Annotated in this window: 12 protein-coding genes; 7 read left to right on the top strand and 5 right to left on the bottom strand. The window is 42.5% G+C overall.

The window, feature by feature from the left end; genetic code table 11:
• Nucleotides 1–121 precede the first annotated feature (121 nt).
• The 6 genes from hprK (at nt 122) to M2444_RS22205 (ending at nt 5504) form a co-directional block, all read left to right on the top strand.
• Complete coding sequence (gene hprK / locus M2444_RS22180; RefSeq protein WP_280788086.1) at nt 122–1039, top strand: HPr(Ser) kinase/phosphatase; 918 nt, start codon at nt 122–124, stop codon at nt 1037–1039.
• A 154-nt stretch (nt 1040–1193) separates the two neighbouring features.
• Nucleotides 1194–1760: a TetR/AcrR family transcriptional regulator gene (locus tag M2444_RS22185; RefSeq protein WP_094868463.1), complete on the top strand. Its 567-nt coding sequence runs from the start codon at nt 1194–1196 to the stop codon at nt 1758–1760.
• 123 nt (nt 1761–1883) lie between these two features.
• Complete coding sequence (locus tag M2444_RS22190; protein ID WP_094868462.1) at nt 1884–3005, top strand: ABC transporter permease; 1122 nt, start codon at nt 1884–1886, stop codon at nt 3003–3005.
• Nucleotides 3005–3703 (top strand): ABC transporter ATP-binding protein, encoded by a 699-nt coding sequence (locus tag M2444_RS22195; RefSeq protein WP_094875312.1) that lies wholly within the window; start codon nt 3005–3007, stop codon nt 3701–3703. The genes M2444_RS22190 and M2444_RS22195 overlap by 1 nt, the downstream gene beginning before the upstream one ends.
• Nucleotides 3704–4026: 323 nt before the next feature.
• On the top strand, nt 4027–4908 hold the full coding sequence (locus M2444_RS22200; RefSeq protein WP_280788087.1) for an SMI1/KNR4 family protein: 882 nt from the start codon (nt 4027–4029) through the stop codon (nt 4906–4908).
• A 416-nt stretch (nt 4909–5324) separates the two neighbouring features.
• Nucleotides 5325–5504, top strand: a complete 180-nt coding sequence (locus M2444_RS22205; protein WP_280788049.1) for a hypothetical protein — start codon at nt 5325–5327, stop codon at nt 5502–5504.
• 255 nt (nt 5505–5759) lie between these two features.
• Here the strand turns inward: M2444_RS22205 and M2444_RS22210 are convergent, their stop codons facing one another.
• Complete coding sequence (locus tag M2444_RS22210; RefSeq protein WP_280788050.1) at nt 5760–6197, bottom strand: MarR family winged helix-turn-helix transcriptional regulator; 438 nt, start codon at nt 6195–6197, stop codon at nt 5760–5762.
• A gap of 121 nt (nt 6198–6318) precedes the next feature.
• On the opposite strand from M2444_RS22210, the gene M2444_RS22215 reads away from it, so the two are divergent.
• On the top strand, nt 6319–6906 hold the full coding sequence (locus tag M2444_RS22215) for an NAD(P)H-dependent oxidoreductase (RefSeq protein WP_094868458.1): 588 nt from the start codon (nt 6319–6321) through the stop codon (nt 6904–6906).
• 25 nt (nt 6907–6931) lie between these two features.
• On the opposite strand, the gene M2444_RS22220 is transcribed toward M2444_RS22215, so the two are convergent.
• The 4 genes from M2444_RS22220 to M2444_RS22235 form a co-directional block, all read right to left on the bottom strand.
• A complete protein-coding gene (locus M2444_RS22220; RefSeq protein WP_280788051.1) occupies nt 6932–7444 on the bottom strand; it encodes a DinB family protein in 513 nt (170 codons plus the stop codon).
• 164 nt (nt 7445–7608) lie between these two features.
• Entirely contained in the window at nt 7609–8715 is a 1107-nt protein-coding gene (locus M2444_RS22225) for an undecaprenyldiphospho-muramoylpentapeptide beta-N-acetylglucosaminyltransferase (protein WP_280788052.1), read from the bottom strand.
• Nucleotides 8712–9698: an SDR family NAD(P)-dependent oxidoreductase gene (locus M2444_RS22230; RefSeq protein ID WP_094868456.1), complete on the bottom strand. Its 987-nt coding sequence runs from the start codon at nt 9696–9698 to the stop codon at nt 8712–8714. Before M2444_RS22230 ends, M2444_RS22225 begins: the two co-directional genes overlap by 4 nt.
• A 140-nt stretch (nt 9699–9838) precedes the next feature.
• Nucleotides 9839–11404: a catalase gene (locus tag M2444_RS22235; protein WP_280788053.1), complete on the bottom strand. Its 1566-nt coding sequence runs from the start codon at nt 11402–11404 to the stop codon at nt 9839–9841.
• Nucleotides 11405–11574: the final 170 nt, after the last annotated feature.

An 11574-nucleotide genomic window follows, 5' to 3' on the forward strand; every position in this document is an offset into this window, starting at 1 on the left:
AGATATGATGACATTACAAGCCTATAGTAGCGTTGTTGCAGGAATCATCACATTTGTCGTTGAATATATCCCGTTAACCGTATTGCGTATTCAAGATACGCAGCCACAGGAGGGAACAACTTTGAAATCGACTACCGTTCAAAGCCTTACAGAGACGTTTAAGCTGGAAGTACTTGCAGGTGCTAGCTGCATGGAACGTGAAATCACTCGTTCAAAGGCGCATAGACCTGGTCTGGAGTTCGTGGGTTACTTTGATTTTTTCCCAACGAAGCGGGTACAAGTATTGGGCTGCAAGGAAATCAATTATCTGTTAACCCTAAGCGTTGAAGAGCGCAAGTTACATATTGGTAATATCGTCAAGTATCATCCACCATGCTTTATTGTGACGACAGGTCAGCAGGAGATTCCTTATTTAACTCTATTCTGCGAAGAAGAGGGCATCCCGTTGCTTCGGACGCAGGAGACGACGACAGAGATCATCGCAAAGATTGACACCTATCTGGTGAAGGCGCTGGCGCCAGAGCTTTCAATTCATGGGGTATGTGTAAATGTGTCTGGTATAGGTGTCCTACTCCGGGGCAAGTCTGGGATTGGAAAAAGCGAAACCGCGCATACGCTTATTAGAAGAGGCCACCGGTTTGTGGCGGATGATATCGTGGTGCTGAAGAAGCTGGGACCGGCAACGCTTCTCGGCACACATAATGAGACGACCCGCGAATTCCTAGCGCTGCGCAGTATTGGTCTGATCAATGTTGTACGCCAGTACGGGCGTAGAGCTTTTCAGGATGAGACGCGAATTGTACTCGACATTGAGTTGTCTCCTTGGCGAGAGAATTCCTTGAATAATGAGCTCGAGCTGGAGCCGAAGTTCACAGACTATCTTGGTGTCCAAATTCCACATATTGAAATCCAGCTTCAGCCCGGCCGTGACGTAGCCGGCCTAATCGAAGCTGCCGCCAACAACTGGTATCTGAAACAGCTTGGCTATAGCGCCGTTGAAGAGTTTATGCAGAGGATTGAAAACGGGATGCAGTCGTGAAGGTAAAACATATGGATAAATAGAATATCCAAGTACTTTTGAAAGGACTGTCCGCAGGTGAGAGTGCTGCTTATGGACGGTCTGTCTTTTTATTATGACCTACGCATTACTTTTTGCGTATGCTAAACTGTAATAATGAAAAGGGGGATGGACCATGGGTAGAAAACAAACTTTTACTGAAACCGAGCTGCTTGATATGACAAAAAAATTAGTATTGGATCATGGCTACGATGGCTTTCATCTCAAACTGCTCTCGCAGCATCTGTCCGGTGCCCGAAGTACCATTTATCAATATTATGCTAATAAAGAAGAAATCGTTGCCGCTTGTATGAAGCGCGTAATTGCAGCGGTATTAGATAAGGCATTAACAATTAACGAGGCAAATCCCATGGACGCTCTCGAGCAGTTACTTCTCATTTACGTAGAAGAATCTTCGCTCCATCAGCTCCTGGGAGATGCCAGCAAAATAAACACAGCGAATTCTGCTGCAGCGGCGAGGGATCTTGAATTTATTGAAGAAGCACATAAGACTCTTAAAATTCAGTTATCTGGTTTGTTCGCACGCGCACAGCAGGAAAAAAGCCTACGGCAGGATATCCCACTTCCTGTACTTATTGGTGTTTTTTTTAACCTAATTAATACACCTAATATGCTAAATATCCCAACACCTGATTGGGGTAAGGTGTTATTTCAAATGTGGATTGGGGGTGCAAAGAGCTGATCTAATTTTGAAGAAAATTTGACACATGTGTCATTTATATTGTTTAATAAATGAGACAGATGTGGTGGTGTCATCTAATTTGACACATGTGTCAATTAATATAAAGGGAGCTGAAAAAAGATAATGTTCTTAGCTATGAAGGAAATAATGCATAGTAAAATGAAGTTTTCAATGATTGCTATTATTTTTGTATTAATTGCTTGGTTGGTATTCATTTTATCAGGTTTAGGAACTGGATTATCTACACTAGCTGCATCCACACTCAAGACTATGAAGGCTGATTATGTAGTTTTTGAAGAAGGGTCGCAGTCTTCGATGAGCAAGTCTCTTCTGTCTGAGCAGTTATTGACCGAAGTGGAGTTATTGCCAAATGTTAGTGCTGCAGCACCGATGGGAAGTACAATGGCAACAGCGCTGAAAGAGCAAGGTGCTAAGAATGAGGATAAGGTAGACATCGCGATTATTGGAATTAATCCAGGAAGTTTCTTGGAGCCGACTATCGTGGAAGGGGAGAGTTTAACTTCTGAGAATTCTACTGGTGTACTAGTGAACTTGACCATGAAGGATGAGGGTTATAGCCTAGGTGATACTTTTCAGTTAGACGGTACAACGGAATCATTAACGATTATCGGGTTTGTGAAGGATCAGACCTATAACCACGTTGCTTCCGTATTTACTCCGATGGAGGAGTGGCGGAAGATTAGTTTTGCTGCTCCGGGTTCAGATAAAGGAATTCCAGGTCCGGTTAATGCAATTATGCTGCAAGGCAAGGATATCGATCCAGAAGTAATGAATAGCAAATTATCAGGTACGGATACGGTTACCCGGGCAGAAGCTGTTCAAGGGATGCCAGGTTACAAGGAAGAGAATGGTACTATTTTAATGATGCTAGCATTTTTGCTGGCGATCTCTGCATTCGTGCTTGGAGTGTTCTTCTATGTAATTACGATGCAGAAGAGCAACCAGTTTGGCATTATGAAAGCTATAGGTGCCAGTAACAAATTCCTTGGAAAAGCCATTATATCGCAAGTATTTATAATTTCTTTGACTAGTATTGTAATTGGAATCTTACTGACTTATGGGACAGCCGCCATTATGCCGAAGGGTATGCCTTTCAAGCTGGAAACGAATCTTGTCGTAATTTATTCTTTAATCTTACTAATCATCGCTGTGTTAAGTTCGATGGTATCCGTTCGAAAGATTACAAAGATTGATCCGCTACAGGCATTGGGGAGGGTTGAATAATGACTAAGGGATTACAAATGAATGATGTCACAAAATACTATGCTGAAGGAAGTAATCGTATCGCCGCACTTGATCATGTAACCCTATCGGTCGAGCCGGGTGAGTTCGTGGCTGTAGTTGGACCGTCGGGTTCAGGTAAAAGTACGTTCTTGTCTATTGCTGGAGCCATGCTTGAAGCTTCAGAAGGGGAAGTTAAGCTGAATGGGCATACTATTTCTACGCTTACTGCCAAAGAACTGTCGAATATAAGACTACAAGAAATCGGATTTATTATGCAATCTTCAAATTTGGTTCCATATTTAAATGTTTTGGATCAATTGCTAATAGTAAAAAGGATGTCGAGCACAGTAACTAGAGAGGATAAGCAATTGGCCACTAAGCTGCTCGAAGAGCTGGGTCTTGGCGCGAAGCTAACAAGTCTTCCAGAAGAGTTATCAGGTGGGGAGAAGCAACGGACAGCCATCGCTCGCGCTTTAATAAATAACCCTAATGTCATCTTGGCGGACGAGCCTACAGCTAGTTTGGATACTAAACGGGCCCATGAAGTAGTTAGTCTAATCGCGCAAGAGGTGAAGTCACGCCAGAAAGCAGCGATTATGGTTACTCACGATGAACGTATGCTTAAATATTGTGATAAAGTATACCGGATGGAGGATGGTAAGTTATCTTTGTTCCCTCTAAAAGATGTTTATAAATAAATTTTTCTCTGTCTACACAAATAGACCGCAGATCAATTCTGCGGCCTATTTTTTTAATAATAAATTATACTTTCAGAAATTAGAGGATCATTTAAAGACTGAGTAGTTAATGATGAAAAGAATAGTAATCAACGAGCGACTGTGGCTGACACGGTGCTTTTTTTGTGATGATTGTAATCTTCTTGCGACATACTATTCCTATGTAATAACCCCCTCAAGGGTATGAATACGCAGGAGGACTTGCGTTATTGGCTGGGCATAGGCTATAAATGGTATAATTTCTAATAGGTATTTTGAGTGATCGTTACTAGGAGGTATTAATGATGAGTGATGAGCTATTGGAAAAATTGGATACTTGGCATGAAGAGGATGAATTTCAAGAAATCGTGGATGCAATAACGGAAATTCCTGAAGAGGAAAGAGATTATGTTCTGACTAGTCATTTGGGCAGAGCACTTAATAATCTCGGGCAATATGAAGAGGCCTTAGAGCAGTATTTGAGCATTGAAGAAGAGGGCGAAGGTGATCCGCTCTGGCATTACCGTATCGGAGTTTCCTACTATTATCTGAAGCGCTATGACGAAGCTTTAAAAGCATTTACAATTGCAGACGAGCTAGAGCCTGATGATGAGGACACCTTGGAGTTTTTGGGTTGGATCAAACGCAAATTGGCTAAGAAAGCTACCAAAAAGCCTGTGAGTAAACCCGCAAATAAGCCTGTAGTAGCAATCGACTCCACCAATTTTTGGGATGACAGCGAGTATGCGTTCGAAGAATATATCTCTGAACCGCCTACAGATGCATTGATTGCTTCAGTGGAAGAAGAGCTGGTATTTAAGTTGCCAAAATACTATGTTGCAATGATGAAGTTACATAATGGGGGAATTCCTCATAACAATCGGTACCCAATTCCGGGAACAGGAGAATTTATTACGATTTCAGGTATCCATGGCATTGGACGAGATAAAAATAAGTCGCTCTGTGGAGCTTCTGGCAGCCGGAATGTGATTGAAAATGGACGATATCCAGAGGTTGGTGTGGTGATTTGTGATTGTCCTTCGGAGAATGAAGTAATCATGCTGGATTACCGCGAGTTTGGAAATGATGGCGAACCTGAGGTTATCCATGTAGATCGTGATAACAAATACAAGATTACTCGCTTGGCTGACAATTTCGAGTCCTTTATCGGTGGACTGGTGAAATAATGGATTTTGCCGGCTAAGAATATGATTACCGAGGCATTCCTTAACAGGAGTGCCTTTTTACCGTCCATTCGTCTTTCTGCAACTGGCAGGACGTGACTGGAGTTCGGTGTTCATTTTGATGTCGGTCTTTGCGCATAGTTCTCTAGGATGAGACACATACTATTAGGGGGATTTATCATATCTGCCGAACTTATTTCGCCTACTCTACGCCGGTGATCTCTTCACAGTCCCGATGTCAGTTACATGCGGCATCCTGTCATTGCAAGAGGATGCTGCTTCAGCGGCCCGAGAATTGGGTGAACACCGAGATCATATACATGTGGCCTTTGCGGTTTTGTACCTCTTGTCAAAGGAGTTTTTTAGACAACATGGTCAGGCAAAATCATTCGAGAATAAGATGAGGGGGCGCTAAGGTAATGTCCAATAAAAAAAGTTACTATGCATTCGAAGATCCGCTGGGTACCACAATTGAATTTCAAGCCACTAGCCTACAACAAGCCATGGTGATTAAAAAGAAGAAGGCTCAAGAAATGGGTATTCCTAAAGAGGCTTTTGAACTTACGAGCATACGCAAGAAACCAAGCCAGAGCGCATAGCCTTTTCGCGTGCTTGCTCATACAAGCATAAAGAAAAACGTTAGTTCAATAAACCAGCGACAGTCTAGGACTTTATTTTCTCGTCCTTTGCTGTCGCTGTTTTAATTTCCAGGGCTAGTCTAAAGCGGTATGACAATTCGATATAACGTCATCTGGGTCCGAATGACTCAATGGAAGAGTGCGACTCGGGACCTAGGGTGAAAGGTGAAGCTGATTAGAAGTTGTTAGGCTTTAGCTGTTGTCTTTTTAAACTATTCACTTGTCGTTATTAAATACCCTGGACTGAAGCACATCGAGTGCTCGGTTGATTTCTTCTAGTTCTTCAGTAGAAGAATCTTTAATTCGATCCAGAAAACGTTCGCCGATTTGCTCAAAAGCTTTATTCATCATCGCTTGTCCCTCTTCAGACAGTCGGATAAATTGCTTACGCCGATCTTCTGCGACATCAAACTTCTCACAAAGGTTCTTTTCCGTTAATTTCTTAAGTTCACGGCTTGTGTTTGGCATAGAGATATTCTTACAATCGCTGATTTGGCTGAGGGTAACAGGCTGGCTAACGGCAATATACTCCAGAATACTATATTGAACAGGCGTAATACCTTCCGGTCTAACATCTTTGGTTAGGTCGAATGTTACTTCATGGACTGCCGTCGTAAAGGTCACTAATTTATGAAAAAACGCTTCTTTGTCCATTACGATCACCTCTTAGTGTAAACTTTAACAAAATAATTATCATAATACAATTATCATTTGACAACTAAATATAGGTTGTGATACGATTTTGTTATCAAATGATAATTAAAGAGGTGGAGCAATGAACGTCTTAGTCATCTATACACATCCGAATCATAAAAGTTTAAGTTATTCTTTTTTCAATAAAGTCATCCAAGGAAGTAATGAGAATCAACAGATCTCGAAGATAGAGGTACTTGATCTATATGAAGAGCAATTTGATCCGGTGCTGGTTTTTAATGAACATAAACGGAGAAGAGACATGCACACCGATCCCCAGTTAGAGAAATATCGTGAGCAGATTCGTCAGGCCGACAAAATTGTATTCGTGTATCCCATCTGGTGGGGGCGGCCTCCGGCCATGCTGCTAGGTTATATTGATCAAATGTTTGCTTCTAATTTCGCTTACAGAGAAAAGGGCGGGCTTATACCTGAAGGGCTGCTGAAAGGGAAGTCGGTAGTTTGTATTTCCAGCATGAAGGGTCCAACCCTGTATCCTTTATATTGGTTAAATAATTCCCATAAAGTGCTGATGAGAAAAGCATTGTTTCAATATTGTGGGATCAAGAAAGTGAAGTTTTTTGAGTTTGGCAACATGGAGAGCCCGAAAGGTAAACATGAAAAGAAGCTAAATCAGGTGTATCAATATTTCAAATCTGTAGCTAATTAATACGATAGATGAAGCAGCGTTATGATTATTTCGGCTCGTTGTATAGATAGGCGACATAATCCTGCAGCACTGAGGTGTGGTCCATTTGTCGCAGCATAGTCCCGATATTACCGCGGTGATAGCTGCCATGATTCGCGATGTGAAAGATAGCTCCGGAAATAGATGTCTCAAGCGATCCCATAGTTGGATGATCTAACACAACGGTGGGGTCCTTATCTATGTGACTATTCAGAACCATTTTATTTTTACTGGATAGCTCACGATAGAGGACATCCATTTCTTCAATATCTTTTATTGCTAACAAGGGCTCTAGTTGTGCTGCTGATGCTATAGCTTCATTCCTAGTTCGCCCTGAAATCAAGTCAAACCAAATGTTCTCCACGACATAAATATGCGTCACAACCTTTGCTACTGAAGAAAAACCACTCTGGATATCCTTATGATAACTGTCTTTAGGCAACTCCTTTAAGCGATGGATGATCGTTTGATTAGCCCATACATTGTAGTCATACATTTCTAACGTCGGATGTTTCTCCATGAGTTTCTCCCCCTAAGATTATAGATGCTTTAATTATACCCATTCCAAAAATGTTCGGTACAATTTAGAGGTGTTTATTATAGGATCCTTTGTCCAAAATAAACCAAAATACAGACGACAGCGATAAAGCAGAGGAGTAACCAATTCGCTAGCTTCATTCCCATCTACACCGGACCTGCCTTGAACATTGTTAAGTCCTCGCCGCTTACTTGTTTGATTAAATTCATTACCTTATAGGCTCCTCTGCCGTTCTCATAAGGCTTCATCTTATCTTTGTAAGTAGAGCGGTTCTCGTATAGCATCATAATCGAATGAACAAAGGTTTGATTAGTCATCTCTTCTTCAAGTAACATTTCAGCGAGTCCAGTTTGTTGAAAATACTGCGCTTGGGCAAGTTGACCTGAGCGGCTGCCACCATTCGTGTGAGGAATTAATAACATTGGCTTTTGCATGGAAAGAAGCTCCATCATAGAATTTGAGCCTGCACGCGATACGACAACATCCGCCATAGCTAATAAATGCGGCAGCTCACAGCTTGTAATGAATTCATACGATTTGTAGCCTGACATAGAGAGGTGATAATCAACCTTTCCCTCCCCGCAAATATGAACCACTTGAAATTTATCTATCAACTCAGCGAGTACATTGTTCACCATTTGGTTAATGCTGTGTGCCCCTTGGCTTCCTCCCATAATAAGAAGAACAGGCTTAACAGAGGTGAATCCGCAAAAGGCTAAACCACGTTGTTTATCCGCTAATTTGAATTGCTCCTTCAAGAGCGGTCCCACATGAACGGCCTTGAGTGAAGCAGATTTGGTTACAGTATCCAGAAAATTTGTACACAGATGAGTGGCAAACGGAAGTGATATTTTATTAGCTAGTCCAAGATTTAAGTCTGGTTCATAAATAATGATGGGCACTTTGTTAAGTTTGGCTCCAATCACGACCGGTACAGAAACAAATCCACCTTTAGAAAAAATTACACCTGGTTTGATGGCTCGTAGGAGCCGGTAGGATTGAAAGATGCCCTTCATGACTTTGAATACATCAGTTACATTCTTCCAGTCGAAGTAGCGTCTCAATTTTCCTGTGGAAATGGGGTGGTAGGTCACATCCTCCTTGTATTCAGACAAAAGCTTGCGCTCAATCCCTTGTTCAGAACCTATATAATGGACGTCCCAATCCTCTGCAAGACATTTAGAGATCAACACTTGATTACCAGATACATGTCCTGCGGAGCCTCCGCCTGTAAATACGATCGAGGGCCTCATGATAGGAACCCACCTTGTTGTAGCATTTCTTTTATTGCGGGTTGGCTCATCAACACATGATTGGAATCATAGCTTTGGAAGTCCACAGGCGGGCAAGAGGCATAAGCTTCTTGTAACCCTTCTATAGGAAAAGGAGGGAGAATCACATAATAGTGATCATCCAGATGAATGGAAGAAGCACTCTCGAATTCCGAAATTAGGGCCTCGCTTAAGCTTTCTCCTGGGCGAATCCCCGTTTCATTGATTTGGATCGTGCTAGTTGATAAGTTATCAATTAAGACTTGGGCAAGATCCTTAATATTGCAAGCAGGCATCTTGGTCACAAAGACTTCTCCGCCCCTGCTTTCTTCTGTCGCTTTAAGGAGTAAGGTAATTGCATCATCTATGGTTAAGAAAAAGCGAGTCATTCTAGCATCTGTAAGGGAAATGTCTACCTCATCCGCAATACTTTGTTTGAAAATGGGAACCACACTGCCGGTTGAGCCGAGGACGTTGCCACTTCTCACACATACAAACTGTGTTTTGGTTTGTCTGAGATTGGCATGAACCATTAACTTTTCGCCGAGTGATTTTGTCATTCCATAGGTGCTCGATGGATGAGCTGCTTTATCAGTGGAGACGTAGATCACTTTTTTAACGCCATGTTTAATAGCGGCTTGAATCACATGCTGAGTTCCGAGTACGTTAGTCTTCATCGCACTGTCCGGTTGTTGTTCGCAGATCGGGACATGCTTCAAGGCCGCTAAATGATAGATATAATCTACCTGATGGCAAGCCTGCATCAGTTCTTGCTTATCACGTATATCACCGATGATGAACGTTAGTTTGGGATTATGATGATATTCCTGTTGTAGTTCTACTTGAAGTGACTCATTGCGTGAAAATATTCTGATTTCTTTAGGGTCACTTTCCAATAACCGTTTCACGAGTTGTCTTCCCCAAGATCCGGTTCCCCCAGTAATTAATATGGTTGTATTTTGCACGGTTTGTTCCTCCTATGATCTTAGCTACACAACAATCATAGTGTTCATATGTTACGTGAATATGGCAAAGCGAAAGCTCCCAAAATCAAAAAAAGGTTAAAGAACCCGTATAACAGGTCCCTTAACCCTTCTTTTAACATCTAATAGCCATCGGTTTGTTTACCGGATTGCTCCGCAATTTCCGCGCCGGCTCGATTATCCGAGGTACCTATATGCTTGTGGTCGGCTTGGGCTTGAGCAAGACCTTCAGCGACTCGACGGCCATAGTCTGGATCGGCCTTTGTGAAATGCTCGATCATATTATTCTGAATGACAGGCGCACATATTTTCAGTGCATCGACCAGGTTATGAATCAATTCATCCCGTTCCCAATCCTCGAACTTGCGATAGGTATCTCCAGCTTGCCCGAAGTCATTTGCCCGACTAATTTTGTCGCGAACGAGTCGATCATTATACATCGGTTGATGTTCTTTGCCAGAAGGGGTTGCCTCCTTTAACCCGCCAAGCGAGGAAGGTTCGTAATTCACGTGTGGGTTTTGCTCAGGTGCCTTATCCACATGATAAGTCATTTGCCCATCCCGCTGATTCGTCGCTACCCTTGTCTTTGGAGCATTAATCGGCAACTGAATGTAGTTCGCGCCCACCCGGTGCCGCTGAGTATCCGAATAGGAGAACGTCCGGCCTTGCAGCAGCTTGTCATCCGAGAAATCCAGACCGTCTACTAGAACTCCAGTCCCGAAAGCGACCTGTTCGACCTCGGCAAAATAATTATCTGGATTTCGATCCAGAATCATCTTCCCTACAGGTAAAAATGGAAAACGTTCATGATCCCAAAGCTTAGTAGGATCGAGTGGATCAAAGTCGAGCTCAGGATGCTCATCGTCACTCAGGATTTGCACACAAAGTTCCCATTCGGGATAATCCTTGCGCGCAATAGCCTCATATAAATCCTGCGTAGCATGGCTGACGTTTTTGGCTTGGATATCCTCAGCGGCTTGCTGAGTGAGATTCTTAATGCCATGTTTCAGCGGCTCCCAATGGTATTTGATTAAGACGGCTTCGCCTTTTTCATTCACCCATTTGTAGGTATTGACCCCAGACCCCTGCATCTGCCGATAGTTGGCTGGAATCCCCCAAGGAGAGAACAGAAACGTAATCATGTGAGTAGCTTCAGGAGAGTTCGATACGAAATCAAACATCCGTTCCGGGTTTTGCAGATTGGTCACGGGATCTGGTTTGAAAGCATGAACCATGTCAGGAAATTTCAGCGGATCACGGATAAAGAAAATCTTCAGATTGTTGCCGACCAAGTCCCAGTTGCCATCCTCTGTATAGAATTTTGTGGCGAAGCCACGGGGGTCCCGAAAGGTCTCCGGAGAGTAAACACCATGAACTACCGTAGAAAACCTTACGAATACAGGTGTTTTTTTGCCTGCTTCTTGAAAAAGTTTAGCACGCGTATACTTCGAGACGGGTTCATCGCCTACTTTTCCATAAGCTTCAAAATACCCATGGGCTCCTGCACCCCTAGCATGTACAACACGTTCCGGAATACGCTCTCGATCAAAATGAGATATTTTCTCGATAAAGTGGTAGTTTTCGAGCGTCGACGGTCCGCGATTGCCTACTGTCCGTATATTTTGATTATCTGTAATTGGATGACCTTGTCGATCCGTTAAAGTCATATCTTCTTTTTCCTTGTCCATAGGGCAGAGCTCCACCTTTCATCTGATATGTATAGTATTTTCTACCATAATTCTGAAAAGTATGCGAAAACCACTGACAAGAGATGTTAAGAAAGTTACAATTTTTATTGGCATTTGAAATAATGACTGTTATATTTGAAAATACTATGTGTTATAAGCTTAGCAACCTG

The sequence above is a fragment of the Paenibacillus sp. PastF-3 genome, assembly GCF_029893135.1.
Lineage (GTDB): Bacteria > Bacillota > Bacilli > Paenibacillales > Paenibacillaceae > Paenibacillus_AQ > Paenibacillus_AQ nitricinens.